Raw genomic sequence first — 25,145 nt, forward strand, 5'->3', positions numbered from 1 at the left:
CCCGAGGTGTACGGGCTGCCACCGGACCCGGTGGTGACGACCCGGGACCTGCCGGCCATGTGGAAACGCGCCGGCCTCGCCGCCCTCACCATGGCGGCGGCGACCGTCGCCGCGTTCGTCGGAGGTTCCTCATGACCCCACCGCGCCCCGTGGGCGACCGGTTCCGTCGCTTCCGGGAGCGGCTCGCCGCCGAGGGCGGCGACCGACCACAGGCGAGCGACGAACGCCCCAGCGCCGCGAGCGGTGCCGACCACCCGGGCGACGGGGACACCGCCAGCGGTGACGGTGCCACCGGCAGCCGCCGGGGCGAGGTGACGGTGCGCCGAAGCGGCGGAGCCTCCGGCCGGCGGGGTGGGCGGCGCAGAGGCGGCGGCGAGGAACTGCGGGTGCCGGAGGCCGAGTTCACGTCGTACTACGGTCGGCCCATCCTCAAGGCGCCGGTCTGGAAGTGGGACATCGCGGCGTACCTGTTCACCGGTGGGTTGGCCGCCGGCTCGTCGCTGCTCGCCGCGGGTGGGCAGCTCACCGGGCGGCCGGCGTTGCGACGTGCCGGTCGGGTCACCGCGGTGGTCGCCGTCAGCGCCAGCGCCGTCTTCCTGATCAGGGACCTGGGCCGGCCGGCGCGGTTCCACCACATGCTGCGGGTGGCCAAGCCGACCTCGCCGATGTCGATGGGCACCTGGATCCTCACCGCGTACGGGCCGGCGGCGGGTGTGGCCGCGATCGCCGAGGCGGCCGGTGTGCTGCCCCGCCACGGTCCGCTCGGGCTGGCCGGCAGGGTGTTGCCGCCGCTCGGGCACGCCGCCGGGCTGCTCGCCGCAGGCACCGCGCCGGCGCTTGCCACGTACACCGGGGTGTTGCTGGCCGACACGGCGGTGCCGTCGTGGCACGAGGCGTACCCCGAGTTGCCTGTCATCTTCGCGGGCAGCGCCCTGGCCAGCGGCGCGGGCGTGGGTCTGCTCGCCGCGCCACCGGCGCAGGCGGGGCCGGCCCGGCGGATGGCGGTGGCCGGCGCGGCCCTGGAGTTGTACGGCGCGCATCGGGTGGAGACCCGCCTCGGCCTGCTCAGCGAGCCCTACCGGTTGGGTCGGCCCGGTCGGCTGCTGCGCGCCGGCCGGTTGCTGACCGCCGGTGGGGTCGCCGGTGCCCTGCTCGGTCGGCGCAGTCGGGTGCTCGGGGCGCTGTCGGGGACCGCGCTGCTGGCGGCGTCGGTGCTGACCCGGTTCGGCATCTTCTATGGTGGTGTCGCCTCCGCACGGGACCCCCGGTACACGGTGGTGCCGCAGCGTGCGCGGGTCGACGACCGGCGGGCCGGCATGGATCTTCCAGCTGATCGGGCGGACCCGCCGGCGGTGTGATCGAATGTCCGGTGGAGGCGTTCAGGAGGCTGGTGCCCCTCCCGGTCTTCAAAACCGGAGTGGTCCGGGACCCGGGCCAGGCGGGTTCGATTCCCGTCCGTCTCCGCCAAACCGCTCGCAGGAGATGACGCGATGGGCGACGGGCCGGTGGACCCGCGACGTCGGGTGCCGCGCACCGACACGCTGCTCGCCGACCCGCTGTTGGCCGCGGCCACCGCGACGTTGGGCCGCGACCAGGTCAAGGCGGTCGTCGTGCGCGCGCAGGACCGGGCCCGCCGTGGCGAGATCAACCCCGACGAGGTACGAGACGCCGCGCTCGCCGCGTTGCCCGCGCCCGGCCCCCGCGTGGTGCTCAACGCCACGGGCGTCGTGCTGCACACCAACCTGGGTCGGGCGCCACTGTCACCGGCCGCCCTCGCCGCGGTGGTGGCCGCCGCCGGGCACACCGACGTCGAGTTGGACCTGGGCACCGGTCGGCGGGCCCGCCGGGGCCGGAACGCGCTCGACGCCCTGGCCGCCGCCGTGCCCGACGCGGGGGCCGTGCACGTGGTCAACAACGGCGCCGCCGCGCTGGTGCTGGCCGCCACCGCGCTGGCCGCCGGCCGGGAGATCGTGGTCAGTCGGGGCGAGCTGGTCGAGATCGGCGACGGCTTCCGCCTGCCCGACCTGCTGGAGAGCACCGGCGCGCGACTGCGGGAGGTGGGCACCACCAACCGCACCAGGCTCGCGGACTACGCCGCGGCGCTCGGCCCGCAGACCGGCTTCGTGCTCAAGGTGCACCCGTCGAATTTCCAGATCACCGGCTTCACCTCGGCCACCGGTGTGCGTGACCTGGCCACCCTCGGCGTGCCAGTGGTCGCCGACATCGGCTCCGGTCTGCTCACCGAGGATGCGCTGTTGCCCGACGAACCGGACGCGACGAGCACACTGCGCGCCGGCGCCGCGCTTGTCACCGCCAGCGGCGACAAGCTGCTCGGCGGCCCGCAGGCGGGGCTGCTGCTCGGCGACGTCGCGCTGATCGACCGACTGCGCCGCCACCCGCTGGCCCGGGCGTTGCGGGTGGACAAGCTCACCCTGGCCGCGCTGGCCGCCACCCTGCACCAACCGGCCACCCCCACCCGGGCGGCCCTGCACGCCGACCCGGCCGTGCTGCGCCGACGGGTGGAGCGGCTGCGCGACCGGCTCGGCGCGGACGGTCGCAAGGCGGAGGTGGTGCCGGCCCTCGCGGTGGTCGGCGGGGGCGGCGCCCCCGGTGTCGAGTTGGACTCGTGGGCGCTGAGCCTGCCCGAGCGGTACGCGGCGCCGCTGCGCACCGGAGAACAGCCGGTCCTCGGCCGGGTGGTGCGCGGTCGGCTCCTGCTCGACCTGCGCTGTGTGCCCGCCGACGCCGACGAGGCGGTCCGCGCGGCCGTGCTGCGCGTACCCGGGGACGACTGAGCGTGTTCGTCGTCGCGACCGCCGGGCACGTCGACCACGGCAAGTCGACACTGGTCCGGGCGTTGACCGGGATGGAACCCGACAGGTGGGCCGAGGAACGCCGCCGGGGCATGACCATCGACCTGGGCTTCGCCTGGACGACGCTGCCGTCCGGCGGCACCGTCGCCTTCGTCGACGTACCCGGGCACGAACGGTTCGTGCCGAACATGCTCGCCGGTGTCGGCCCGGTGCCGGCGGCACTGATCGTGGTAGCCGCCGACGAGGGCTGGATGCCGCAGTCGGCCGAGCACCTGGCGGCGCTCGACGCGCTCGGTGTCGCGTACGGCCTGCTGGCGGTGACCCGCGCGGACCTGGCCGATCCGGGGCCGGCGACGGCCCGCGCCCGCGCCGAGATCGGCGCGACGAGTCTCGGCGCGGTGCAGGCGGTCGCGGTCAGCGGTCGGACCGGCGCGGGTCTGCCGGAGCTACGGGCCGCCCTGGACCGGCTCGCCACCCGCCTGCCGCCGCCGATGCTGGACGACCCGGTCCGGCTCTGGATCGACCGCAGCTTCACCGTGCGGGGCAGCGGCACCGTCGTCACCGGCACCCTCGGCGCCGGTCGGCTGCGGGTGGGCGACACGCTGGAGCTGGCCGGGGCCGACGAACCGGTCCGGGTCCGTGGCCTGCACTCGCTCGGCGAGGCCCACCCGGAGGCCGCCGCGGTGGCCCGGGTGGCGGTCAACCTGCGCGGCACCTCCCGCGACCAGCTCGGTCGAGGTGACGCGCTGCTCACCCCGGGCCGGTTCGCGCACACCGACCTGATCGACGTCCGCCTCACCGGCGACCCGGCCGCCGACCTGCCGGCCACCCTCACCCTGCACGTCGGATCCGCGGCGGTGCCGGTCCGGGTGCGACCGCTCGGTGTGGACACCGTACGGCTGCGCCTGTCCCGCCCGCTGCCGCTGCTGGTTGGCGACCGGGCGCTGCTGCGTGACCCGGGCCGGCACCACGTGACCGGCGGGGTGCGGGTGCTGGACGTGGCGCCGCCGCCGCTGGCCCGCCGAGGGGCCGCGGTGGCCCGCGCGCAGGTCCTCGCCGAGCTGGACGGTCGACCCGACCTGGTCGGTGAGCTGCGCCGCCGCCGACTGGTCCGGGCCGGTGCGCTGCTGCGGATGGGCGTGCCGGTGCACGTCGCGCCGGTGGCCGGTGACTGGCTGGCCGACCCCGAGCACTGGCGGCGGCTCGGCGACCAGGTCACCGAGGAGGTCGCCCGCTACGTGCGGGAGCACCCGTTGGAGCCGGGGATGCCGGTGGACGCGCTGCGCCAGCGCCTCGCCCTGCCCGACCGGGTGCTCGTCGAGGCGCTGGTCCGGCCGCCGCTGCGTGTGCACGCCGGTCGGGTCGGGGCGGCGGGCGCCGCCGACGGGTTGCCCGAGCCGGTGGCGCGGGCCGTGCGGCGGGTCCGCGAAGAGTACGGCGACCGCCCGTTCCGGGCTCCCGAGGCGGACCGTCTCGTCGACCTGGGTCTGGGCCCCCGGGAGATCGGCGCCGCGGTGCGGGCCGGCGCGCTGCTGCGGTTGGCCGACAACGTGGTGCTGCTGCCCGACGCGCTCGACGGCGCGGTCCGGGTGCTGGCCGGGCTGCCGCAGCCGTTCACCCTCTCCGCGGCGCGGCAGGCGTTGGACACCACCCGGCGGGTGGCGGTGCCGCTGCTGGAGTTGCTGGACCGGCGCGGCGCGACCCGCCGACTGCCCGACGACGCCCGGATCGTCGTCACCTGAGCCCCGCCCCTCCGAGCCGGTGGTGCGGCGCTAACCGGCCCCCGGGGCGGTGGTGGTCACCTACGGTGACGCCATGGACCCTTCGGCGGTCTGGCGGGACCGGCAGCACCGGTGGCGGATCGAGGCGTACCGGGCGCCGGATCTGCGGTTCGCCATCTACGCCACCAACGGCCCCACCGAGTCCGTGCCGCTCTGGCTGTTCGGCATGTCGGCGCTGGCCCGCTGGTTGATGACCCACGCCATCTCGCTTGACGACCTGGAGGTCGACTGAGTGGTCTTGACGACCTGGAGGTCGACTGAGCGGTGGCGCGGGCGTAAACCGGACCCGGAGCCGGCCCCGCTGCGGTTGAGTGACCTGAGGCGGCGGACGGGGGTGCGCGATGGGCGGTCAGCTCGTGCAGTTGGCGCTGGTGGCGGTGCTGGTGCTTGTCAACGCCGCGCTCTCCGGCAGCGAGATGGCGTTGGTGACGCTGCGCGAGGGGCAGTTGCGGCGGCTGGGTCGGCGGGGCGGCGCCGGTGAGCGGCTGGTGCGGCTGTCCCGCGATCCCAACCGCTATCTGGCGACCATCCAGCTCGGCATCACCCTTGCCGGTTTCCTCGCCTCGGCGGCGGCCGCGGTGTCGCTGGCCGGGCCGTTGGTCGGGCCGTTGGGCTTCCTCGGCGGCGTGGCCCGCCCCGCCGCGGTGCTGCTGGTGACGGTGCTGCTGACGTTCGTCACGCTGGTGCTCGGTGAGTTGGCCCCGAAACGACTGGCGATGCAGCGGGCGGAGCGCTGGGCGCTGCTCAGCGCCGGACCGCTGGACCTGCTCGCCCGGGTGTCCCGGCCGGCGGTGTGGCTGCTCAGTCGGGCCACCGACACTGTGGTGCGGCTGGCCGGCGGCGACCCGGGAGCCAACCGCGCGGAGATGACCGAGGACGAGCTGCGGGAGATGCTGGCCAGCCAGCGCGGCCTGTCGGCGCAACAGCGGGAGATCCTGACCGGCGCGTTCGACATCGCCGGCCGGACGTTGCGGGAGATCCTGGTGGCCCGCCGGGAGGTCACGACGCTGCCGGCCACCCTGAGCGCCGACGAGGGGGTCCGCCGCCTCGCCGCCGCCGGACGGTCGCGCGCTCCGGTCACCGGCCCCGGCGGTCTGGACGAGGTGCTCGGGGTGGTGCACATCCGCGACCTGGTACGCGCCGGCACGGCACCGGTGGGGGAGCGGGTGCGCCCGCCGGTGCTGCTGCCGGTGACCCTGCCGGTCGCCGACGCGATGCGGCAGCTCCGCCAGGACCACCAACAACTGGCCCTGGTGGTCGACGAGCACGGCGGGATCGACGGCATGGTCACCATGGAGGACCTGCTGGCCGAGGTGGTCGGCGAGTTGTACGACGAAACCGACAGGGATGTGCGCGGGGTGCTGTGGGAGGAGGACGGGTCCCTGCTGGTGCCCGGTGACTTTCCGCTGCACGACCTGCCCGACCTGGGGGTGCGGTTGAGCTTCCCGCTGTCGCGTGACTACACGACGGTGGCCGGGCTGGTGTTGGCCCGGCTGCGGCACCTGCCCGGCAGGCCGGGGGAGACGGTCCGACTTCCCGGGCTGACCCTGGAGGTGGTGGAGGTCGCCGACCGGGCGGTGCGGCGCGTGCGGCTGCGCGGGTTCACCGTCGAGCGCTGACCGGGTCGCCCGGTCGGGGGACACCGGCACCGAACACCCGCACGGGCGGATGCGGTCGGCCTACGGTGCGTATTCGTGAAGGACCGAGGTTTGCGGACGTTCGTCGCGGTGCTGGCCGGCCTCACGGTGATCTACTTCGGCAGCGCCGGGCGTAGTCCCGAGGAGGGGCGTGGGATCTCCGGCGGAGTGGTGGTCCTGGCGTTGCTCGCCGCGTTGCTGGTGTGGCACCTGACCCGGCCGGGGGACAAGACGGTGAAGTGAGCCGCCTCAGCGGGCGGCGACCCGGCTGACCTCGCCGGCGGACTCCTCGCCGAGCGCCACCCGCACCAGCGCCGAGGCGAGCCGGCCGAAGTCCGGTTCGTCGACAAGGCCGGCCAACCCGTCCGGGGAGCCCGGCAGACCCAGCCGCTTCGCCCCGGCGAGGGCCCGACGGTCGGCGTACGGGCGCACATCCGACCAGACCGCCTGAGCCTCACGCAGGTAGATGTCCGCGCCGGTGGGGCCGATGCCGGGAAACTCGGTGAGGCGGCGGCGCAGCCCGGCCGGGTCGCCCCGGGCCTCCCGGTGCAGTCGGCGCAGGTCACCGTGCCAACGGTCCAGGCACAGTCGGGCGCCGGTGCCGAGCATGGTGGCCGTCCGCTCGTCGTAGCGGCGGTAGTGGGCCCGACCCAGCGCGTCGACGCGGTCCTGCCAACTGGCCGCCTCCATCGCCTGCGGCGTGCGGTAGCCCGCGGCGAACAGCTCCCGCGCCGCGTCCACCGCCAGGCACGCCCGGATCCGGGTGCTCAGCAGGGTGGCCAGCACCAGCAGCTGGTAGAGCGGACGGGGGCGGTCGGCGAGCTGGATGCCGGCCTCCTCGGCGTACGTGCTGCCCCGCCGGTCCAGCAGAACCCGCGCCACCGTTCGATCGTTGCCCACCCCGCAGGGGTACCCACCGCGCGGCCCGCTAGCCGTCGCACCGCCGGAATGCCGCCGGGGCGGACGGGTATGCCGGCGGTGGAGGCGGTCGATGCCGCCCGCGTACCGGAGGGAGACACCCAGTGGTCAACCCGCAGCAGGAGGAGTTCCGGCGCAACGCCAAGGGAGCCACCAGCCAGGACAGCAAGGGGCCCACGCCGACCGGGCATCCACTCAACCGCGGTTCGTCACGCGGTGACGAGGGTCGGCCGGTGCCCAAGGGACAGGTGTCGCCGTACGGCCCGGCCGGTGAGCCGGTGGCCGACGACGACAGCGGCACCCGGTAACTAACGGGTGCGCCCGGACGGCCGCCGCAACCTGTTCCAGGTGGCGGCGGCCGTCAGCCCGTACGCGAGGTGCGGAATGATGTCCGAGATCCAGTCGGAGCGCCGCCACGTGCGGGGATCACTGATCCCGAGTACGGTGATCGACCCGTCGGTCATCGTCATCACGCCGGCGCCGAGCAGGCCGGTGGCCAGCGGCAGCGGCTGGCGGCGACCACCGGCGTAGAGCGCGAACGCGACGCCCGCGGCGATGCCCAGCCCGTAGCCGATCAGGGGCCCGAGGCCCGCGCGGCGGTTCGCCGCCCGGCCGTCGGAGCCCAAACTGACGTGCGCGATCCCGGCCAGCCGGTCGACGGTCTCCTGGGGCACGTCGCTGTCCGGTCGTCCCCGCAGGGCCATGTCGAGGTAGCTGACCACGTTCAGCGCGGTGCTGCCGACGGCGCCAGCGATGGCGCCGTCGGCAATGTCGACCCTGCTCACTTCGGGTCGCCCGGTTCGCGCTCGCTCTTGGGGCCGTACGTGCGGTCGCCGCGCACCACGCCCCGCTGGCCGCGATCCTCCTGGAGGATCCGGTTGGCGACCTGGTTGGCCTTACCGTCGGGCACCCGGCGTCCGGAGTCGTCGATCGCGTTGCGCAACCGCGCCCGCTGCTTGTCGTAGGCGTTACTGCCCGGCCGTGGTCCTGGCATCTGGTGCCTCCTTCGTCGGGTCTGGGCTCCTGCGCCGCCTTCGGCGCTCGGGGCATGCGCCGCCGTCGGCGGTCCGGGCACGCGGCACCCTCGTCGGTCGGGGCATCCGCCGTCCTCGTCGCCGTCGGCGTACCGCGGCCGTCTACCCGTCTGGCGGCCGGCCAACCTCGGGCGCCCAGCCGGGGGCGTGGACCACGGCGACCGGGCACCGGGCGTGGTGCAGCATCGACTGGCTCACCGACCCCAGCAGCAACCCTGTCACCTCGCCGCGCCCCTGCCCGCCCACCACCGCCAGTTGCGCGGCCTCGGACGCCTCGGCCAGCACGGCGCCGGTCCGGCCGCGGACCGCCCGACAGGTCAACCGCAGCTCCCGGTGGTGCTCGGTGAGCCCGGTCAACCACTCGGCGAGCATGCGCTCCCGCTCGCCGTGCAGCGTCGCCTCGTCGTACACCAGGGGTTGCATGTCGCCGGGGCCACTGCTGCCCGGATGCCGGTAGGCGTGCACGGCCACCAGCGGCACGCCGCGCGCCACGGCCGTCTCGGCCGCGAAGTCGGCCGCCAGCCGGGAGGCCGGCGAGCCGTCCACCGCGACCAACACCGGCTCGTCGGGCCGTTGCGCCCCGCGGGCCACCAGCACCGGGCAGTCGGCGTACGTGGCGACCTGCACCGCGACCGAGCCGACCACGAGCCCCGAGAAGCCACCCAGCCCCCGGTCGCCGAGCACGATGAGCGCGGCGGTCGGTGACTCGCCCACCAGCACCGCGGCGGCCTCACCGTCGATGATCTCACCGGCGACCGACAGCCCCGGTGCTGTCGCCTCGGCCTCGGCCACCGCGGCCTGGACCAACTCCTCGGCCCGATGGCGCAGCCCACCGCCGGGCGGCGCGTCCGGGGCGGGGGAGACCGGCACGTGCAGCAGCGGCCAGATGAACCCGTGCACGACCCGCAGGGGCCGACGTCGGAGCGCCGCCTCCGTGGCGGCCAGGCGTACGGCGCGCAGGGCCGGCTGCGAGCCGTCCACGCCGACCACCACCGCCGCGTTGTTCGCCGAGTTCACCGCCCACCTTCCGCTCGGGGCCAGTATCGCGGGCGGCAGCGTCTCCGCGTCGCGATACCGCCGAGCGCGTCGGGGTCGGTACGCTGGCGACCACTGGTCCGGGAGGGAGAATCGTCGATGGGTGAACCGGACCAACCGGGCACCGGCCGGATGATCGACTTCTGGCTCGGTGGGGAGCACCACTTCCCGGTCGACGTGGCCGCCGCGAGCGCGTTCGAGCAGGCGTACGGACCGTGCGCGCCGGTGTTCCGGGAGCTGCGGGCGTTCCTGGGGCGGGCGGTGCGGGCCACTCTCGCCCACGGCGTGGATGGCTTCCTGGTGTTCGGTGCCGGGGTGCCCACGATGGGCAACGTGCACGAGGTCGCCACCGACGCGACGGTGCTCTACACCGACGTCGACCCGGTGACCATCCGGTTGGGGCAGAGCATCCTCGCCGGCAGCGACCGGGCCGGCTACGGCTTCGGTGACGCGACAGACATCGGCACCATCGACCCGGCGCAGCTGCGCCGGTTCGTGCCGGGCTGGGGCCGTCGGCCGGTCGGGGTGGTCTTTCTTGGGCTCGCCGCGTTCCTCGATGACGCTACGCTGACCCGCACGCTCGACGAGCTGTACGCCGCCGCGGCGCCGGGCAGCCTGCTCGTCCTGGACTTCGACACCGAGGAGTTGGCGGGTCACCCGCAGGCGCTGGCGATGATGGGGCCACAGTTTCGGATGCGCCAGCCGTCGACGTTCGCGCCGCTGCTGGGTCGCTGGGCGCCGACGGCGGACGGGATCGTGCCGGTCGCGCGGTGGCGGCCGACGGGTCCGCCGGCGCGGGTGCCCGACGCGTTCCACTGTGTGCTCGCGACCCGTGACGCCGACTGACCGCGGGGATTCGCCGCCTCGGGGTGTCCGTATGATGCTTGCCCTACAGCAAGCTTCTGGAGAGGACGACAATGGTGGACCCGCCGGACGTGGTGTCGCGCGCGCTGCGCGAGGCCCCGCCCGACCAGTTGGCCGAGGCGGCGGACCAGGCGATCCGGTCGACGCTTGGCGCGCTGCGCACCGACGTGTTCGTGGCTGACTACCGGATCAGCGGCCTCTGGCCGCTGCTGGACCCGGACCTGCCGGCGGCCGGGTTTCTGGCCTGCCACACCGTGGCGCAGCGGTGCTTCAGCAGCCAGCAACCGGTCCGCGACGCCGCCGGTGAGGGCCCCTGCCGGCTCTACCTGCCGTTGACGGTGTGGGGGGAGCGGTTGGGCGTGCTGTTGGTCGAGCTTCCCGCCGTACCGAATCCGACGGTTACCGGGCAGGCGACCGACATCGCCGCCGCGCTCGCGGTCGCGATGCGTGCGGCGGACCGGGGGACCGACAGGTACCGGCGGGCCCGCCGCCGTGAGCGACTGACGATGGCGGCCGAGATGCAGTGGGATCTGCTGCCCGGTCGCAGCGTCGCCAACCAGGCGTTTCAGCTGGCCGGTCAACTGGAGCCGGCGTACACGGTGGGTGGGGACCATTTCGACTGGTCTCTCGACGGCGACCGTCTCACAGTGACGGCGCTCAACGGCGAGGGCAGTGGTCTGGCCGCGTCGATGCTGACCGCCGTGACGGTCAACGCGATGCGCAACGCGCGTCGCTCCGGTGGCGGCCTTGCCGAACAGGCCGAACTCGCCTCGGACACGGTCTTCTACCAGCACCGGGGCCGCCGGTACGTGGCCACCCTGCTGCTCGAGGTGGACACGCGCACCGGCCGGGCGCGGGCGGTCGACGCGGGCTCCCCGCACCTGCTGCGGATGCGCGGGGCCACTGTGGAGTCGATCAAGCTGGACCAGCAGTTGCCGCTGGGGATGTTCGCCGAGACCCGGTACGAGGTGCAGGAGTTGGACCTGGCGCCGGGTGACCGCCTCGTTGTGGTCAGCGACGGGGTGTGGGCCGCCGAGCCGCCGGGCCGGGAGCCGTACGGGGAGCGGATGATGGCCCGTTCGCTGCGCGCCACACGGTTGCAGCCGGCGACCGAGGCGGTTGGTACGGTGATGCGCGAGCTGCACGCTTACCATGCGGACTCCGACCTGCGCGACGACGCCGTCGTGGTGTGTCTGGACTGGCACGGTCCGCGTGGGCGGGACAGTAGGTGATGGTCCCGGTCAACCCGTCTGGCGGGCAGCAGCGCGACAACGGCAGGGGACATCACGTGGAGCGACCTGCGGATCTCGCCGCGGCGATCGACGCGGCTGCCGGGACGCTGATCGCCGTGCTCGACTCGGCCGCGGCGCGGCACCAGGTGCCGCCCACCCAGTTGCGGGTGCTGACGCTGCTCACCAGTCGACCGGAGACCAATGTCAACGCGTTGGCGGAGCTGCTGGACGTGGTGCCGTCGTCGGCGAGCCGCCTCTGCGACCGGCTGGAGGCGACCGGGCTGCTGCGTCGGATGGCCGATCCCCGCGACCGGCGCGAGGTGCGGTTGGTGCCGACCCCCGCGGCGCTGACGCTGCTGGGGGAGCTGGCCGAGCGCCGGCAGCGGGCGGTGCAGGCGGTGCTGGATCGGATGCCGGCGAGGATGCAGCACGATCTGCTGCTGTCGTTGGTGGCGTTCGGCCACGCGGCGGCGCAGTCGGTGCCCGAGCAGCCGACCGACTCGGCGGTCCAGACGGCCTGAGCGCGAGCCCGCACCCACCACCCTTCCACTATTATCCTAGGACGCTTTAGGCATGGTGATCCCCACCACAGTGCGGCACCGCCGCACCGAGCCACACGTGACAGCACCGGGGAAGCGGGCGGCGAGCCCGATATAGTGACAGCGCACTTACCCGGCCCGTGATCTCGACGATCACGGGCCGGATCAGGGAAGAGACCCCACCCGGGGCGGGGCTGGCGCTGGTCGGCCCGAAGCACGCGTACGACGTCGGCCGGGGGTCCGTGCCGTGGAGGAGGATCGGTGTCGCGTCCGGCTCGGGCAGAGCAACCGCGGGACACCGGTGACGAGGCCCCCGGCAACCAGGTGCTCACCCTGCCCAACCTGATCAGCTTCGTGCGGCTGCTGGGCGTCCCGCTGTTCCTGTATCTGTTCCTGGTCGAGCGGGCCGACGTGGCGGCGATCGTCGTCCTGGCCATCGGCGGCACCACGGACTGGGTCGACGGCTGGATCGCGCGTCGTCTGCACCAGGTCAGTCGACTCGGGGAGTTGCTCGACCCGTTCGCCGACCGGCTCTACATCCTCGCCACCCTTGTCGCGTTCACCGCCCGGGAGGTGGTGCCGTGGCAGTTCACCGCGGCGCTGCTGGCCCGCGAGCTGCTGCTGCTCGGCTCGCTGGCGGTGCTGCGCCGCTTCGGGTACGGGCCGCCGCCGGTGCACTACGTGGGTAAGACCGCCACGTTCCTTCTGCTGGCGGCGTTCCCGGTGCTGTTGTTGGCCAGCGAGTGGGCCGCGGCGGCGACGGCGACGGCCGCGATCGGCTGGGCGTTGGCGTGGTGGGGGCTGGTGCTCTACTGGGTGGCCGGCGGGATGTACGTGGTGCAGGCTGCGCGGCTGGTGCGTGCGGTGCGCGGCCCGGGAGCGGTGGCGTGAGCGCGCCGCAGCCGGGCAAACCCCGCCCGGATCGGGTGTACGCGCCGGACTTCCTCACCGAGCTGTTTCGCAATCCACTGGATCCGGGGTATGCGGATGCGGCGGCTGCCCGCCGGCGCTCGGCGTCCACCGAGCCGGTCCGGGGGTGGCGTGCCTGGCCGGCGCGGTCGGTCAGTGTGGTCGTGGTGGTGCTGCTCGGTTTCCTGTTCGCGGTGGCGTACCGGCAGACGGTGGCGGACGAGCCGGGGCGCAGTCAGGCTCGTTCCGGTCTGGTGGCGCAGATCAGGGAGCGGGAGGGTCAGACCGACAGGTTGTCCACACGTGCGGACCAGCTGCGCGAGGAGGTCAGTCGGCAGCGGGACGCGGCGTTGAGTGGGTCGACCGCCGCGCGGCTGCGGGACCTGGAGGCGAGCACCGGGCTGGGTCGGGTGCGCGGCGACGGTGCGGTGGTGCGGTTGGCGGACGGGCCGGGTAAGGCGGACGCGGTGACGGGTGCTGGCGCGGGGCCGTCGCGGGTGCTCTACAGCGACTTGCAGGGGGTGGCGAATGCGCTGTGGAGTGCCGGTGCGGAGGCGATCGCCATCAATGGGCAGCGGTTGACCTCGACGTCGACGATCCGTACGGCGGGTGACGCGATCCTTGTGGACTTCCGGCCGGTGACGGGGCCGTACGAGGTGTCGGCGATCGGGCCGGGTTCGATGCGGCGCAAGTTCGAGAACAGTCGGAACGCGGATCTGATGCGGGAGGTCGCGCAGAAGACCGGGTTGTCGTTCGGTGTGCGGGAGGCGGATGACCTCACCCTGCCGGCGGCTCCGGAGCCGCAGCTACGCTACGCGAAGCCGTCGGTCAGTCCGAGCCCTTTCGCGTCGGGTGTCCGGTCCGGCAGTCCTGGGTCGTCCGGTTCGACGACGACCGCTAGCCCCTCCGGAGGTGGCCGATGATCGCGGTGCTGGCGTTGCTTGCCGGTGTGGTGCTGGGTGTGTGGCTTGATCCCACGGTGCCGGCGGCGTTGCAGCCGTACCTGCCGATCGCGGTGGTGGCCGCGCTGGACGCGGTGTTCGGTGGGGTGCGGGCCAGGTTGGACCGCATCTTCGACGACAAGCAGTTCGTGGTGTCGTTCATCTCGAACGTGTTGGTCGCTGGTCTGATCGTGTATCTGGGTGACCAGCTCGGGGTGGGCGGGCAGTTGTCCACTGGTGTGGTGGTCGTGTTGGGTGTGCGCATCTTCGGCAATGTGGCGGCGATCCGTCGGCACCTGTTCCGGGCGTAGGTTTGACGGCGATGAGTGATGAGCAGAGCGATACGGGGACGGGGTGGCCGCAGCCGGGTGGGCCGACGCGCCCGGGTGGGCCGGCGGGTGAGCCGGATCCGCGTCCGGACGCGCCGGATCCGGATGAGCTGAGTCCGTTGGCCCCGCAGGAGCCCGTGGGGCCGCAGGAGCGGCCGGACGAGGAGCCGGCGGGGGAGTCGGGCGTGGAGCCGGTCGACGACGGTGCGACGGTGGATCTGAACGCGGTGTCGCGGCCCGGGGAGCCGGTGGCGGGTTCGGACGGGTTGGCCGAGCCGGTCGGGGTGTCGGCGGTGCCGGTGGCGGCGGGTCGGTTCCGGTGGAGTACGGCCGGTGTGATGATCGTGGCGTTGTTGGTGTTGTTGGGTTTCACGTTGGTCGTGCAGTTGAAGACGACGTCGACGGATCCGACGTTGGGGGCGACGCGTCAGGAGGACCTGGTGCGGATCCTGTCGGATCTGGATGCCCGGGAGAGTCGTCTGCAGCAGGACATCCGTGCGTTGGAGGACAGTCAGCGGCAGTTGCGCTCGGGTGAGCAGGGTCGTCAGGCGGCGTTGGACGAGGCGACGCGGCGGGCGAACGAGTTGGGCATCCTGGCGGGGACGTTGCCGGCGGTGGGGCCGGGGTTGACTGTGCAGTTCGAGGCTGGTGTCAAGCCGATCACGGCGACTCGGGTGTTGGACGCGGTGCAGGAGTTGCGGGGTGCGGGCGCGGAGGCGATGCAGATCGCCGGTGGTGATCGGGCGACGGTGCGGATCATCGCGTCGACGTACTTCCTCGATGGGGACAACGGGTCGTTGGTGGTGGAGGGGCGTCGGTTGACGGGGCCGTTCACGATCACGGTGATCGGTGATCCGGCGACGATGCGTACGGCGTTGAACATTCCTGGTGGGGTGGTGGCGTCGGTCCGGGGTGTCGGCGGTAACGTGACGTTTGGGGAGCGTGAGGTTGCCGAGGTTTCGGCGCTGCACGCGCCGATCAAGTTGGAACACGCCCGTCCGGTCTCCTGACCGGCGCGGCCGCGCCGGACCCGGGTGGTCCGGGGCACCGATGGATGAAGGACGCGTCTGGTGATTCCCGAGGATCTGCGATACACCGCCGAGCATGAGTGGGTGGCGGGTGACGGCACGGGTTCGATCCGGGTCGGTATCACGCACTTCGCGCAGGACGCGCTGGGTGACATCGTGTACGTGCAGTTGCCCGAGGCGGGTGCGGTGGTCGCGGCCGGTGATTCGTTGGGTGAGATCGAGTCGACCAAGAGTGTGTCGGAGATTTACGCGCCGGTGGCCGGTACGGTTGCGGCGCGCAACGAGGCGTTGGGTGACACACCGGAGTTGATCAACACTGATCCGTACGGTGAGGGTTGGTTGGTGGAGATCACGCCGAACGATCCGACGGCGACGGACGGGTTGCTGACGGCGGCTGCTTATCAGAAGATCACCGAAGGCTGAGTGTGCGTGATCCGGTGCGTGGGCGGTGTGCGCGCGTCCGGTTGCCCTGCATTTCGGCGCTGGCTAGGCTCGCCCAGTCGACCGAGAACCCAAATAGTTGAGCGTTGTGGAATTGCCTTCCCGGGCACGGGGAGCCAGCCGCCGGGTGGACAAGCGCCCGGCGGCCAGACCCGCCATTACCCGACGCCGACCGAACAGATCCGTGAGGTGGTCCCATGACGCGGCCAGACGACGAGTTCCCCCCACTCGACGTCACTTCGACGCTCAATCTCGGTTCGCTCGACGAAGTGCTGGAAGGGCCGGATACCGATGTGGTGCCGAGCCGGATGTCCGGTTCGCTGCCGCCGGGTATGGCGCTGCTGGTGGTTCGTCGAGGTCCGAATGCGGGTGCCCGGTTCCTGTTGGACCACGATGTGACGACCAGTGGCCGGCATCCGGACAGTGACATCTTCCTTGATGACGTGACGGTGTCGCGTCGGCACGCGGAGTTCCACCGTGATGGTGGGACGTTCACGGTGCGGGACGTGGGTAGCCTGAATGGCACGTACGTGAATCGTGAGCGGGTTGAGGCGGCCACGTTGAGCAATGGTGATGAGGTTCAGATCGGTAAGTTCCGGGTGGTGTTCATCGCCGGTCCGCGCCCGGAGGAGGAGGCCGGCCGGGGGTGAACGAGCCTGCGGCCTCCACGTCACCCGGGGCGGCTCGGTCTCAGCCGCTGATGAGCATCGGTGAGGTGCTTGGGCAGTTGCGGGTGGATTTTCCGGACACCACGATTTCGAAGTTGCGGTTTCTTGAGGCTGAGGGTTTGGTCGAGCCGCAGCGGACGGCGGCGGGTTACCGGAAGTACAGCTGGGACGATGTGGCGCGGTTGCGGTTCGTGTTGACCGCGCAGCGGGACAAGTACCTGCCGTTGCGGGTGATCCGTGAGCAGTTGGCCCAGTGGGATTCGTCTGGTGAGCAGCCGGGGCGGTCGCGGCCGGCGTTGGTGGCGGTTGGTCCTGATGGTGCGGTGCCGGGTCGTGAGTCGGTGGAGCCGGTCGAGTCGTCGCAGGTGCGGCTCGGCCGGTCGGATCTGGTGGCGCGTAGTGGGATCGACGAGTCGACGCTTGTGGAGCTGGAGCGGCTCGGTGTGGTGGTGTCGGATCCGCCGGGGTGGTATGACGCGGATGCGTTGATCATCGCGTCCGCGGTGGCGGGTTTGGCGTCCTACGGGTTGGAGCCGCGGCACCTGCGGGGTTATCGGACGGCGGCGGACCGTGAGGTCGGTTTGTTCGCGCAGTTGGTGGCGCCGTTGGCGCGGCAGAGTGATCCGGCGGCGCGGGCTCGGGCGGCGGAGACGGCGCGTGAGTTGGTGGCGTTGTCGGAGCAGTTGCACGCGGCGTTGGTGCGGGTGGGTCTGCGTTCGACGTTGGGTCGGTGAGGGTGCCCGGTGAGTGGTGGCTGAGCGGAAAGATCTCTTCCGGGAAGCGTGCCGTAGGCTTGCCGGGGTAACCCCTTTCTGGCGCGGGCGTGGTGCTGTAGCGGACGGGACGGCCGTGTCGCGGTCCGTGTACCGTGCAGGGAGAGGGCGCGGTGCGTAGGTGACGACGACACGGAGGCGGCGGTGCGCGAGCTGAGCGTGGTCGGAGTTCGGGTGGAGCTGCCTAGCAACCAGCCGATCGTCCTGCTCAGGGAGGTCGAGGGGGACCGCTATCTGCCGATCTGGATCGGCGCGGTCGAGGCCACGGCTATCGCTTATGAGCAGCAGGGGGTCAAGCCGGCCCGGCCGTTGACGCATGATCTTTTGCGGGACGTGTTGGCGGCGTTGAAGGCGCCCTTGCAGGCGGTGGAGATCACTGAGCTCAAGGAGAACGTCTTCTACGCGGATCTGTTGATTGGCGATGGGGTGCGGGTGTCGGCGCGTCCGAGCGATTCGATCGCGTTGGCGTTGCGTGTCGGTGCGCCGATTCGTTGTGCTGAGCAGGTCCTGAGTGAGGCGGGGATCGTCATTCCTGATGAGCAGGAGGACGAGGTGGAGAAGTTCCGCGAGTTCCTGGAGCAGGTGCGTCCGGAGGATTTCGCGGGCTGAGTGGGCCGTGGGGGCTGTGCTCCCGGGTGTCACCGTGGGTGGTGCCCCGGTGTGGTTGGTGATCTTTCTCGGTGGGCTGCGCGGCGTGTCGTGTCGGTTCCTCCGTGGTAACCCCTGAAGGTGGCTATAGGGTTGCCGTGTCGAGGGGTGCGCGTCGGAGGAAACGGCGCGTCGCCGCACTGACGGGGGAGGTTGTCCGGATGCACGAGCCGCAGGATCCCGAGCCAGGCAGAGAGTTCGACGAGTCGGCTGCGTCGTCGCCAGGTGTGGCGGTCGACGGTGATGGTTCGGTCGGCTACCGGGGTGTGACGGCCTGCCACGCGGTGGGCATCAGTTACCGGCAGTTGGATTACTGGGCGCGGACGGCGCTTGTGGTGCCGAGCGTGCGGGACGCCTCTGGTTCGGGGACGCAGCGGTTGTATTCGTTCCGGGACCTGGTGGTGTTGAAGGTCGTGAAGCGGTTGTTGGATGCGGGGGTGTCCCTACAGAACATCCGCAAGGCGATCGAGGCGTTGCGGTCGCGTGGTGTGGAGGATCTGGCCGGGATCACGCTGATCTCTGATGGGACGACGGTGTACGAGTGTCGGTCTCCGGAGGAGGTGGTCGACCTGTTGCAGGGTGGCCAGGGTGTCTTCGGGATTGCCATCGGTGGGGCGTTCAAGGAGATCCAGGGGTCGTTGTCGCATCTGCCGGCGGAGCCGGCGACGAGCGCGCCGGTGGAGCCCGTGGTGGGGTCGGATCCGGTGGGTGACGAGTTGGCGGCGCGGCGAGCGCGACGGCGGGCTGGCTGAGCGTAGGGGCGTTCGCCTTTTTTCGGGTTGGTTTTCTCGCGACCGTCGGTGACGGTGGGTGGCGTCTGTGGGTGACTTCGTTCCACTGTGGACACTGTGGGTGTCGTTGCGGTGGCCGATTGTGGAGATACCCGTCGGTAGTGGTGACGCTGCGTTTCGTCCTGTTGTCGGGAACGCGATAGGGCGGCAATGACCCCGGGCGATTGACACGCTATGGTCCGACACGGTTATCGACCCTTCACCCCCGGAGGAACGACCGTGACGGTTACCGAAGAGGCTGCCCCCAAGTCGCACTACGACCGAATTGGCGGTGCCAGCTCGGTCAAGGCGGCTGTGGAGCTGTTCTATGACAAGGTGTTGGCCGACCCGGCTTTGGCGGGCTATTTCGCCGAGGTGGAGATGGTGGGTCAGCGGCGGCACCTGACGTTGATGTTGACCACGGTGCTGGGTGGCCCGAACGAGTACACGGGTCGTGGGTTGGCCGAGGCGCACCAGCCGTTGAACATTCCGGTGGAGCACTACGCGAAGGTGGGCGAGCACCTGCTGGCGACGCTGAGCGAGCTGGGTGTGCCGGGTGACATCCTGGCCGACGTTCAGGCGGTGCTGGGGCAGGTGCAGGACCAGGTGGTGGCCTCCGGAGACCGGTCGGACGCCTGAGCGTGGACGCGGCCCAACTCAAGCAGAGCTGGTCGGTGGTCGCCGGGCACGGTGATCAGGTGCCGCTCTATTTCTATTCGACGTTGTTCCTCGCTCATCCTGAGACGAGGCAGATGTTCCCGACGAACATGGCCGGGCAGCGGGACCGTCTCGTGACCGCGTTGGGGCACATCGTGTCCAACGTGGACCAGGTGGACCGGCTTGTGGGTTTCCTGCAGGATCTCGGCGCGGACCACCGTAAGTTCGCGGTCCGTGCGGAGCACTATCCGGCGGTCGGTGAGGCGCTGTTGGCGACGTTGCAGCATTTCCTCGCCGAGCAGTGGACCGACGAGTTGGCGTCGGACTGGGCGGCCGCGTACGGGTTGGTGGCCCAGGTGATGACGGAGGCCGCGCAGGCCGCCGAGGCGGTGAATCCGCCGTGGTGGGTGGCGGAGATCGTGGCGCACGAGCGGCGGGCGTTCGACGTGGCGGTGTTGACGGTGCGTCCGCAGTATCTGTTGCCATTCACCCCGGGTCAGTCGATCGGGGTGTCGCATCCGTCGGTGCGGTCGTGGCGGTACTACTCGCCGGCGAACGCGCCGCGGGCGGACGGCACGTTGGAGTTGCATGTGCGGGCCGCGCCGGGTGGGGCGGTGTCGTCGCGGCTGGTGTACGGGTCGTCGGTCGGGGATCGGATCCACCTGGCGGCGCCGGTCGGGGAGCGGCTGGGGTTGTGGGCGGCGGGTTCCAGTGATCTGTTGTTGGTGGTCGCGGGGACCGGCTGGGCGCCGGTTAAGGCGTTGGTGGAGCAGGTCGCGGCGGAGGGTTCGCGCCGGCGGGTGGACCTGTACGTGGGGGCCCGTTCCCGCAGTGAGCTGTACGACAGTGAGGCGATCGACAAGCTGGCGTCGTCGTACCCGTGGTTGACGGTGACCTATGTGGTGGGTGCCGATGTGCACCGGCCCGGGGAGTTCCTGCACGCGGTGGATCGGGCGTTGGCCGACGGTGACTGGCGTTCTCGGCACGTGTTCGTGTGCGGGTCGGACGAGATGGTGTCGTACGCGGTGCGGGCGTTGCTCCAGGCGGGTTTCCACTCGGGTCAGGTGCATCACGAGGGCCTGGGTGAGCAGTGGTATGGCCCGGCGTGGCGTACGGCGGTGCAGCAGTCGACCGTCGATGACATCTCGGGAGGTGGGCACAGGTGACGAGGAGTGAGCTGGGGGGCCCCGCAGTGGTGAACGGAGGCGGCCACAGGTGAGTGCGACGCCGATCAGTCGGTACGACGGGATGCAGGTGTCCGGCGCGGTGCAGGTGCGGATGACCGCCGATCGGGTGCGGCGGTGGCAGTTCGGGGCGGCGTCGTTCGCGCGTCGCGGCTATGACAACGCCGATGTGGACCGGTTCCGGATGCAGATCGCCGACGAGTTGGATGTGTTGGCGACGCAGCTCGCGACGTTGCGGGCGGAGAATGAGCGGTTGACCGACCGGGTGGAGTTGCACCGGCACGGGGTGATCCCGAGCACGGGGGTGGCGGGGAAGACCCCGGCGGCGCGGGAGGTGAATCTGTTGTCCGCGGCGCAGCGGGAGGCGGAGCAGATCATCGCGCAGGCGCATGACTATGCGCGGCGGGTCGCCGAGTACGCGCGGGTGCAGTACGAGAGTTATCTGCACGCGGCGGAGGCGGAGGCTAAGCAGGAGGCGGAGCGGGCGGTGGCGGAGTACCGCAGCGCGGCGGGGTCGAGCTTCGACGACACGGTGGCCACCCGGGAGGCGTTGCGGATCTTCGGGGAGATGATGGTGTCGCACATGCAGGCGGCGGCGCGGCATCTCGATGATGGCAGTGAGCAGTTGGCGCGGACGATGGATCGGATCTCGGCGGAGACGCCGGGGGCGCCGTTCGTCGGTGGTGTGGTGGGTCAGTCGGCGTTGCCGCGGCACCAGCAGCGATGAGTGTCCCGGGTGGGGTGCGCCCCGCCCGGGTGCTCAGCTGAGGTGTGGTGCGAGTTACCTCGGCCGCGGTGATGTGGTGGGCCGCACGAGGAAAACTTGGTCCAGTGCTCCGGTGCAGGGTGCTTGGGCGAGCTCGGCGCCGTCGTCCACGTCCGCGTGTCCGCCGAGAATGCCGAGGCAGAGCCCACTGTGGGTGGGCCGGATCCGGTATCCGGTCGGTGTCTGGGTCGGCTCCAGTTGGTAACGCTGATGTGCGGCTCCGGTGCACTCGCTGGGCGCTATCAGCGTGTCGGCCTCGGTGAGCGCCTCGTCGACGGTGAGGCATCCGACGCCTTCGGTTGGATGGTGCCACCGGATTTCGTAGACGCCGTTGATGCTTGTTGCGGTGAGGTACGTGTCGGGGGTGATCGTGGCGCATGGGCGTTGCACGGCGAGGGGCCGATCCGTACGGCGGTTGCGCTCGCGGCCTTCGCCGACGCAGAGGTCGTGGTCGGGGATGTGGGCGGGTTGGATGAGGACCCAGCCGTCGTGTGGCAGCTGAGGCTCGGCGGCGGGGCGTTCAGGTGTTTCGGTCGGCTTGAGCAGCAGAAACGCCGCGATGCTGAGAAGTAACCCGAGAGCGGCGGCGCCGATGACGAGCAGTCGGCGGCGTCTCGTGAGCTGGGGGGCGGGTGGCGCCGGCTCGGTTCCGCTGTCGGACTGCGGTGGCAGGGGAGCGCTCGAATCTGAGATTTCGGTGCCGATGGCGATGCTGTTTCGCACTGTGGCCCACCGGTCGGCGGTGTCCTGATCGAGGCCGCAGGCCAGGACGAACGTCGCGATCAGTGGGGCGCGGGGCAGAGTGTTGCGGCCGAGCATCGACGCGATGGTGCTCGGTGGGAGCGATCCTCCGGATGCCTGTGCCTTCGCGGCCAACTCCCGGTACGAGAGCCCTGACCACAGGCGTAGGGCTTTCAGGGCTGCGACGAACTCTCCGACGTTCATGGATGGATGGGGTTCCGGCGGTCGCAACGCAGGCCCTCCCTCAGTGCCAAGGCGCTCCGATTCGGTGGGAACCAGCATTCTTCCGACAGGTTCACATTCGTGCGTCTAGATATCTGACTCTCCGACTCGTTGTGACCGCCATCACTGTGGCAGCGCGGCTCGCAGGCAGCCGTCGAGGCCGGGTGCGCGGAACTGTTCCGCACAGCTCAGACCCTTGTTCGTCGCACCGACCGCTGGCCAGGCTCATCCCCAGATCGAGGTGAGAACCCCTCGGTCAGTTCCGTACCAGAGGAGGAGCAGCATGCAGAAACTGAAGCGGCGGGCGCTCACTGTGGGCGCCGCCATCGCGCTTGGCGTCGCCTCGGGGGCAGCGCCGGCGAGCGCCTCGACGAACCAGGCACCGACCTTCACACCGTCGAACGCCCCCGTCGGCACCCTGGCCGTCTGCGGTTGGAGTCCCGGGAGCAACGGTCTCGGGGGCGCCACCGTGACGACGTCCATCCCGCTGCGCAATGGTCCGGGCCAGAGCTGTGGCAACGTGAGCAACTACCTCAACGTGGGCCAGCGACTCGGCGGGTGGTGCCGGTTCCAGAACTCGGCGGGAAACTGGTGGTACTACGTCAGCGTCGGAGGGGCGGCACCGTACGGCTGGATCTACGGCGGGAACGTCTCGGGCGAGAGCACGATCACCACGCCCTGCACCGGCTGAGGTGAGTCCACCGATGCGGTGAGTCAGCGGGGATCCGTTCGGGGCCTGTCCCGTTCTGCGGGGCGGGCCCCGAACGGCATGCGGGACGTGGACCGCGGCACCAGCAGCGCCGATCACCCCCGGGGGTGGTCAAGGGTCACCTCGGTGCCGGCGATGACGACACGCATGCGCCGAACCTACCGGGGCGGGGTCGCCCACACCGCCGGGTGTGCAGGGCTTGACCTTGCCCTTCGGGTAACCCCCAGTCTGGGGTGTGCCGGTCGCCGTGACCGGCGCGAGGAGGATGGCGACGTGGGGCTGTGGACCATCGGGGTGTTCGCCCGGGCGGCGAGGCTGACGCCGAAGGCGCTGCGCCTGTACGAGCAGGTGGGGCTCCTGCCGCCGGCCGCTGTCGATCCGGAGTCCGGGTATCGGCTGTACGACCCCGAGCAGCTGCCGGTGGCGCGGCTGGTCGCCCAGCTCCGGCGCATCGGCATGCCGCTGGCGACGATCCGCGTCGTGTGTGCCCTGGATCCCGCGGCGGCGGCGCAGGCGGTCACCGCGTACTGGCGGGAGGTCAGCGCCGACACCGCGGCCCGTGCCCGGCTCGCCACCGTCCTCGTGGAGCACCTTCTGGAAGGGGACGTCACCGTGTCTCGATCGAATCCCGCCCTCGCTGTTCGCTGTGCCGCCGGGTGTGTCACCGGGGCGGCGCGCGACAGCAACGAGGACGCCGCGTACGCCGGTGAGCGGCTGTTCGCCGTCGCCGACGGCATGCGGGGACCCGGTGGGGCTGCCGCCAGTGCCGCCGCCATCGACGCCCTCCTGCCGTTGGCGCTCGCCGACACACCGGCGGTGGACCTGCTGACGATGCTGGCCGGTGCGGTCACCGACGTCGACCGCACCGTGCGGGCGCTGGCCACCGACGAGCACCAGCCGGTCACCACGTTGACCGCGTTGCTGCGCGGCGGCTCGCAGTTGGCTCTGGTGCACATCGGTGACACCCGGGCGTACCTGCTGCGCGGCGGGGAGTTGTCGCTGCTCACGCAGGATCACACCTGGGTGCGGACCCAGGTGGATCAGGGTCGTCTCGACCCCGACGAGGCCGCCGCGCATCCCCAGCGGGCGGTGCTGGTGCGCGCGCTCGGTGGGGGCCGGCAGGTCGAGGCTGATCTCGCGCTGCGGACCGCGCTGCCCGGTGACCGGTACCTGCTGTGCTCCGACGGGCTGTGGGCGGTCGTGGATCGTGCCGATCTGCACGCGACGCTGAGTGCCGGCGGCGATCCCGAGGACACGGTGGCGGCGCTTGTCGACCTGGCGCAGGCCCGCGGTGGGCCGGACAACATCGCCTGCGTCGTCGCCGACGTCGTCGCCGCGTAGCCCAGGGCCCCACCCCACCCCACCCAAGGCGGTTGATCATGAGGTTATTGTCACGACCCGCCGCGGCGGCCGACTATAACTCCATGATCAACCGCCTCGAGGGGGGTGGGGGTGGGTGGGGTGAGGCAGCATGGAGGGGTGACGGAGAGCTTCGACGCGTTGCGCGCGCTGGTGGCCGCTGGTGGGGTGGTGGTGCTCAGCGGCGCCGGCCTGTCCACCGAGTCGGGCATCCCGGACTACCGGGGGCCCAGCGGGGTGGCGCGGCGGCACACCCCGATGACCTTCCAGGCGTTCACCCGGGATCCCCTCGCGCGGCGGCGTTACTGGGCGCGAAGTCACCTGGGGTGGCGGTTGATCGCGGGTGCGGCGCCCAACGCCGGGCACCGGGCGGTGGCCAGGCTGCAACACGCCGGCCTGGTCGATGAGGTGATCACCCAGAACGTCGACGGTCTGCACGGTGCGGCCGGCAGCACGTCGGTGATCGACTTGCATGGTCGCCTGGACGAGGTGATCTGCCTGGACTGCGGCAACCTGACCTCCCGGGAGGAGTTGGACCGGCGGCTGCGCGAGGCCAACCCGGACTTCGTGGCCCAGGTCGCCGCGGTGAACCCGGACGGTGACGTGGATCTCCCCGACGAGCAGGTGGCCGCGTTCCGGCCGGTGGACTGCGGCATCTGCGGCACCGGGATGGTGAAGCCGGACGTGGTGTTCTTCGGCGAGACGGTCCCGCCGCAGCGGGTGGCACGGTGCTTCGCCGCCGTCGAGCGGGCCCGCTCGTTGCTGGTGCTCGGGTCGTCGTTGACGGTGATGTCGGGGCGCCGTTTCGTGATCCGCGCCGCGAAACGGGGCATTCCGGTGGCGATCGTCAACCAGGGGCCGACCCGTGGTGACGGCCACGCCACCATCAGCGTCGACGCGCCCCTGGGCGCGCTGCTGTCGGAGTTGGCCGACCGGGTGGGTGGTGCGGCACCGGTCGGGGTGTGACAGCCCGGCCGGGGGTCGGACATCTGCCGGAAACACCGGCGCTGGTAGCGTTGACCATGCCGGTAACACCCACGTGGGAGAGACCGCCCGAGGGCACTCAGGGCGGCGCCGAAGGGGCAAATCCTCCCCGGAACCTCTCAGGCAAAAGGACCTCGTGGGCAGGCACTGTGGAGCGCCCCCG

At 71.7% G+C, this 25,145-nt stretch carries 30 protein-coding genes, 1 tRNA gene, 1 pseudogene and 1 riboswitch; of the genes and pseudogenes, 27 read left to right on the forward strand and 5 right to left on the reverse strand.

What is annotated here, in order from left to right:
- The 8 genes and pseudogenes from AB0A95_RS24910 to AB0A95_RS24945 form a co-directional block, all read left to right on the forward strand.
- Positions 1 to 135 (forward strand): annotated as a pseudogene (locus AB0A95_RS24910) (4Fe-4S ferredoxin); the annotation flags it as partial.
- Entirely contained in the window at positions 132 to 1,358 is a 1,227-nt protein-coding gene (gene nrfD / locus AB0A95_RS24915; protein WP_357558173.1) for an NrfD/PsrC family molybdoenzyme membrane anchor subunit, read from the forward strand. The pseudogene AB0A95_RS24910 and the gene nrfD, both read left to right, overlap by 4 nt.
- A 13-nt stretch (positions 1,359 to 1,371) precedes the next feature.
- Positions 1,372 to 1,467: transfer RNA gene (locus AB0A95_RS24920), tRNA-Sec, on the forward strand.
- 23 nt (positions 1,468 to 1,490) lie between these two features.
- Complete coding sequence (selA, locus tag AB0A95_RS24925) at positions 1,491 to 2,795, forward strand: L-seryl-tRNA(Sec) selenium transferase (RefSeq protein ID WP_357558174.1); 1,305 nt, start codon at positions 1,491 to 1,493, stop codon at positions 2,793 to 2,795.
- Positions 2,796 to 2,797: 2 nt separating this feature from the next.
- Complete coding sequence (gene selB, locus AB0A95_RS24930) at positions 2,798 to 4,555, forward strand: selenocysteine-specific translation elongation factor (protein ID WP_357558175.1); 1,758 nt, start codon at positions 2,798 to 2,800, stop codon at positions 4,553 to 4,555.
- Between the two features lie 73 nt (positions 4,556 to 4,628).
- A complete protein-coding gene (locus tag AB0A95_RS24935; protein ID WP_030327722.1) occupies positions 4,629 to 4,826 on the forward strand; it encodes a hypothetical protein in 198 nt (65 codons plus the stop codon).
- 109 nt (positions 4,827 to 4,935) lie between these two features.
- Positions 4,936 to 6,213, forward strand: coding sequence for a hemolysin family protein (locus tag AB0A95_RS24940; protein WP_357558176.1), 1,278 nt, complete (start codon positions 4,936 to 4,938; stop codon positions 6,211 to 6,213).
- Positions 6,214 to 6,288: 75 nt separating this feature from the next.
- Positions 6,289 to 6,474, forward strand: coding sequence for a hypothetical protein (locus AB0A95_RS24945; protein WP_357558257.1), 186 nt, complete (start codon positions 6,289 to 6,291; stop codon positions 6,472 to 6,474).
- 6 nt (positions 6,475 to 6,480) lie between these two features.
- Here AB0A95_RS24945 and AB0A95_RS24950 read toward each other — a convergent pair whose 3' ends face one another.
- A complete protein-coding gene (locus AB0A95_RS24950) occupies positions 6,481 to 7,131 on the reverse strand; it encodes a hypothetical protein (protein WP_357558177.1) in 651 nt (216 codons plus the stop codon).
- A gap of 122 nt (positions 7,132 to 7,253) precedes the next feature.
- Here AB0A95_RS24950 and AB0A95_RS24955 point away from each other — a divergent pair, with 122 nt between their 5' ends.
- Positions 7,254 to 7,457 carry a hypothetical protein gene (locus AB0A95_RS24955; RefSeq protein WP_357067586.1) on the forward strand — a complete coding sequence of 68 codons (204 nt, stop codon included), beginning with the start codon at positions 7,254 to 7,256 and terminating at the stop codon, positions 7,455 to 7,457.
- On the opposite strand, the gene AB0A95_RS24960 is transcribed toward AB0A95_RS24955, so the two are convergent.
- The 3 genes from AB0A95_RS24960 to AB0A95_RS24970 all read right to left on the reverse strand — a co-directional run bounded on the left by AB0A95_RS24960 (position 7,458) and on the right by AB0A95_RS24970 (position 9,200).
- Positions 7,458 to 7,934 (reverse strand): hypothetical protein, encoded by a 477-nt coding sequence (locus tag AB0A95_RS24960; RefSeq protein WP_357558178.1) that lies wholly within the window; start codon positions 7,932 to 7,934, stop codon positions 7,458 to 7,460.
- Complete coding sequence (locus tag AB0A95_RS24965) at positions 7,931 to 8,143, reverse strand: phosphatidylethanolamine-binding protein (RefSeq protein ID WP_088989541.1); 213 nt, start codon at positions 8,141 to 8,143, stop codon at positions 7,931 to 7,933. The genes AB0A95_RS24960 and AB0A95_RS24965 overlap by 4 nt, the downstream gene beginning before the upstream one ends.
- 142 nt (positions 8,144 to 8,285) lie before the next feature.
- On the reverse strand, positions 8,286 to 9,200 hold the full coding sequence (locus AB0A95_RS24970) for a universal stress protein (protein ID WP_357558179.1): 915 nt from the start codon (positions 9,198 to 9,200) through the stop codon (positions 8,286 to 8,288).
- A gap of 117 nt (positions 9,201 to 9,317) precedes the next feature.
- Here AB0A95_RS24970 and AB0A95_RS24975 point away from each other — a divergent pair, with 117 nt between their 5' ends.
- The 15 genes from AB0A95_RS24975 to AB0A95_RS25045 all read left to right on the forward strand — a co-directional run bounded on the left by AB0A95_RS24975 (position 9,318) and on the right by AB0A95_RS25045 (position 20,928).
- A complete protein-coding gene (locus AB0A95_RS24975) occupies positions 9,318 to 10,064 on the forward strand; it encodes an SAM-dependent methyltransferase (RefSeq protein WP_357558180.1) in 747 nt (248 codons plus the stop codon).
- A gap of 71 nt (positions 10,065 to 10,135) precedes the next feature.
- On the forward strand, positions 10,136 to 11,314 hold the full coding sequence (locus AB0A95_RS24980) for a PP2C family protein-serine/threonine phosphatase (RefSeq protein ID WP_357558181.1): 1,179 nt from the start codon (positions 10,136 to 10,138) through the stop codon (positions 11,312 to 11,314).
- A gap of 56 nt (positions 11,315 to 11,370) precedes the next feature.
- Positions 11,371 to 11,835, forward strand: a complete 465-nt coding sequence (locus tag AB0A95_RS24985) for a MarR family transcriptional regulator (protein WP_357558182.1) — start codon at positions 11,371 to 11,373, stop codon at positions 11,833 to 11,835.
- Between the two features lie 279 nt (positions 11,836 to 12,114).
- Positions 12,115 to 12,744 carry a CDP-alcohol phosphatidyltransferase family protein gene (locus AB0A95_RS24990; protein ID WP_357558183.1) on the forward strand — a complete coding sequence of 210 codons (630 nt, stop codon included), beginning with the start codon at positions 12,115 to 12,117 and terminating at the stop codon, positions 12,742 to 12,744.
- Positions 12,741 to 13,685: a DUF881 domain-containing protein gene (locus AB0A95_RS24995; RefSeq protein WP_357558184.1), complete on the forward strand. Its 945-nt coding sequence runs from the start codon at positions 12,741 to 12,743 to the stop codon at positions 13,683 to 13,685. Before AB0A95_RS24990 ends, AB0A95_RS24995 begins: the two co-directional genes overlap by 4 nt.
- Positions 13,682 to 14,014 carry a small basic family protein gene (locus tag AB0A95_RS25000; RefSeq protein WP_030327710.1) on the forward strand — a complete coding sequence of 111 codons (333 nt, stop codon included), beginning with the start codon at positions 13,682 to 13,684 and terminating at the stop codon, positions 14,012 to 14,014. The genes AB0A95_RS24995 and AB0A95_RS25000 overlap by 4 nt, the downstream gene beginning before the upstream one ends.
- An 11-nt stretch (positions 14,015 to 14,025) precedes the next feature.
- Complete coding sequence (locus tag AB0A95_RS25005; protein ID WP_357558185.1) at positions 14,026 to 15,042, forward strand: DUF881 domain-containing protein; 1,017 nt, start codon at positions 14,026 to 14,028, stop codon at positions 15,040 to 15,042.
- A 60-nt stretch (positions 15,043 to 15,102) separates the two neighbouring features.
- On the forward strand, positions 15,103 to 15,483 hold the full coding sequence (gcvH, locus tag AB0A95_RS25010; RefSeq protein WP_357067567.1) for a glycine cleavage system protein GcvH: 381 nt from the start codon (positions 15,103 to 15,105) through the stop codon (positions 15,481 to 15,483).
- A gap of 215 nt (positions 15,484 to 15,698) precedes the next feature.
- Positions 15,699 to 16,151 (forward strand): FHA domain-containing protein, encoded by a 453-nt coding sequence (locus AB0A95_RS25015; protein ID WP_007071101.1) that lies wholly within the window; start codon positions 15,699 to 15,701, stop codon positions 16,149 to 16,151.
- A 50-nt stretch (positions 16,152 to 16,201) separates the two neighbouring features.
- Entirely contained in the window at positions 16,202 to 16,903 is a 702-nt protein-coding gene (locus tag AB0A95_RS25020) for a MerR family transcriptional regulator (RefSeq protein WP_357067565.1), read from the forward strand.
- Positions 16,904 to 17,086: 183 nt separating this feature from the next.
- Entirely contained in the window at positions 17,087 to 17,551 is a 465-nt protein-coding gene (locus tag AB0A95_RS25025; RefSeq protein ID WP_030327706.1) for a bifunctional nuclease family protein, read from the forward strand.
- A 200-nt stretch (positions 17,552 to 17,751) separates the two neighbouring features.
- Complete coding sequence (locus AB0A95_RS25030; RefSeq protein WP_357558186.1) at positions 17,752 to 18,342, forward strand: MerR family transcriptional regulator; 591 nt, start codon at positions 17,752 to 17,754, stop codon at positions 18,340 to 18,342.
- Positions 18,343 to 18,600: 258 nt separating this feature from the next.
- Complete coding sequence (locus AB0A95_RS25035) at positions 18,601 to 18,999, forward strand: group 1 truncated hemoglobin (protein ID WP_357558187.1); 399 nt, start codon at positions 18,601 to 18,603, stop codon at positions 18,997 to 18,999.
- A gap of 2 nt (positions 19,000 to 19,001) precedes the next feature.
- A complete protein-coding gene (locus tag AB0A95_RS25040) occupies positions 19,002 to 20,183 on the forward strand; it encodes a globin domain-containing protein (protein WP_357558188.1) in 1,182 nt (393 codons plus the stop codon).
- 49 nt (positions 20,184 to 20,232) lie between these two features.
- Positions 20,233 to 20,928: a cell division protein DivIVA gene (locus AB0A95_RS25045; protein WP_357558189.1), complete on the forward strand. Its 696-nt coding sequence runs from the start codon at positions 20,233 to 20,235 to the stop codon at positions 20,926 to 20,928.
- Between the two features lie 54 nt (positions 20,929 to 20,982).
- On the opposite strand, the gene AB0A95_RS25050 is transcribed toward AB0A95_RS25045, so the two are convergent.
- The gene (locus tag AB0A95_RS25050) at positions 20,983 to 21,912 is read right to left on the reverse strand and encodes an XRE family transcriptional regulator (RefSeq protein ID WP_357558190.1); all 930 of its coding nucleotides are present in this window, start codon (positions 21,910 to 21,912) and stop codon (positions 20,983 to 20,985) included.
- A 301-nt stretch (positions 21,913 to 22,213) separates the two neighbouring features.
- On the opposite strand from AB0A95_RS25050, the gene AB0A95_RS25055 reads away from it, so the two are divergent.
- From AB0A95_RS25055 to AB0A95_RS25065, 3 genes are all read left to right on the forward strand, one after another.
- Positions 22,214 to 22,621, forward strand: coding sequence for a hypothetical protein (locus AB0A95_RS25055; RefSeq protein WP_357558191.1), 408 nt, complete (start codon positions 22,214 to 22,216; stop codon positions 22,619 to 22,621).
- A 291-nt stretch (positions 22,622 to 22,912) separates the two neighbouring features.
- The gene (locus AB0A95_RS25060) at positions 22,913 to 23,980 is read left to right on the forward strand and encodes a MerR family transcriptional regulator (protein ID WP_357558192.1); all 1,068 of its coding nucleotides are present in this window, start codon (positions 22,913 to 22,915) and stop codon (positions 23,978 to 23,980) included.
- A gap of 138 nt (positions 23,981 to 24,118) precedes the next feature.
- Positions 24,119 to 24,964 (forward strand): NAD-dependent protein deacetylase, encoded by an 846-nt coding sequence (locus tag AB0A95_RS25065; protein ID WP_357558193.1) that lies wholly within the window; start codon positions 24,119 to 24,121, stop codon positions 24,962 to 24,964.
- Between the two features lie 64 nt (positions 24,965 to 25,028).
- A riboswitch (glycine riboswitch) is annotated at positions 25,029 to 25,127 on the forward strand.
- Positions 25,128 to 25,145: the final 18 nt, after the last annotated feature.

The sequence above is a fragment of the Micromonospora sp. NPDC049230 genome (genome assembly GCF_040647875.1).
In the GTDB taxonomy this organism is placed as follows: Bacteria; Actinomycetota; Actinomycetes; order Mycobacteriales; family Micromonosporaceae; genus Micromonospora.

Excerpts from the sequence above, each read along its gene's own strand:
- AB0A95_RS25015 (WP_007071101.1), top strand. The coding sequence starts at position 15,699 with ATGACGCGGCCAGACGACGAGTTCCCCCCACTCGACGTCACTTCGACG.
- AB0A95_RS24935 (WP_030327722.1), top strand. The coding sequence starts at position 4,629 with ATGGACCCTTCGGCGGTCTGGCGGGACCGGCAGCACCGGTGGCGGATC.
- AB0A95_RS25020 (WP_357067565.1), top strand. The coding sequence starts at position 16,202 with ATGAGCATCGGTGAGGTGCTTGGGCAGTTGCGGGTGGATTTTCCGGAC.
- AB0A95_RS25005 (WP_357558185.1), top strand. The coding sequence starts at position 14,026 with ATGAGTGATGAGCAGAGCGATACGGGGACGGGGTGGCCGCAGCCGGGT.
- AB0A95_RS25050 (WP_357558190.1), bottom strand. The coding sequence starts at position 21,912 with ATGAACGTCGGAGAGTTCGTCGCAGCCCTGAAAGCCCTACGCCTGTGG.
- nrfD (WP_357558173.1), top strand. The coding sequence starts at position 132 with ATGACCCCACCGCGCCCCGTGGGCGACCGGTTCCGTCGCTTCCGGGAG.
- AB0A95_RS25030 (WP_357558186.1), top strand. The coding sequence starts at position 17,752 with ATGCACGAGCCGCAGGATCCCGAGCCAGGCAGAGAGTTCGACGAGTCG.
- AB0A95_RS24975 (WP_357558180.1), top strand. The coding sequence starts at position 9,318 with ATGGGTGAACCGGACCAACCGGGCACCGGCCGGATGATCGACTTCTGG.
- AB0A95_RS25000 (WP_030327710.1), top strand. The coding sequence starts at position 13,682 with ATGATCGCGGTGCTGGCGTTGCTTGCCGGTGTGGTGCTGGGTGTGTGG.
- AB0A95_RS24940 (WP_357558176.1), top strand. The coding sequence starts at position 4,936 with ATGGGCGGTCAGCTCGTGCAGTTGGCGCTGGTGGCGGTGCTGGTGCTT.
- AB0A95_RS24965 (WP_088989541.1), bottom strand. The coding sequence starts at position 8,143 with ATGCCAGGACCACGGCCGGGCAGTAACGCCTACGACAAGCAGCGGGCG.
- selA (WP_357558174.1), top strand. The coding sequence starts at position 1,491 with ATGGGCGACGGGCCGGTGGACCCGCGACGTCGGGTGCCGCGCACCGAC.
- AB0A95_RS25055 (WP_357558191.1), top strand. The coding sequence starts at position 22,214 with ATGCAGAAACTGAAGCGGCGGGCGCTCACTGTGGGCGCCGCCATCGCG.
- AB0A95_RS24980 (WP_357558181.1), top strand. The coding sequence starts at position 10,136 with ATGGTGGACCCGCCGGACGTGGTGTCGCGCGCGCTGCGCGAGGCCCCG.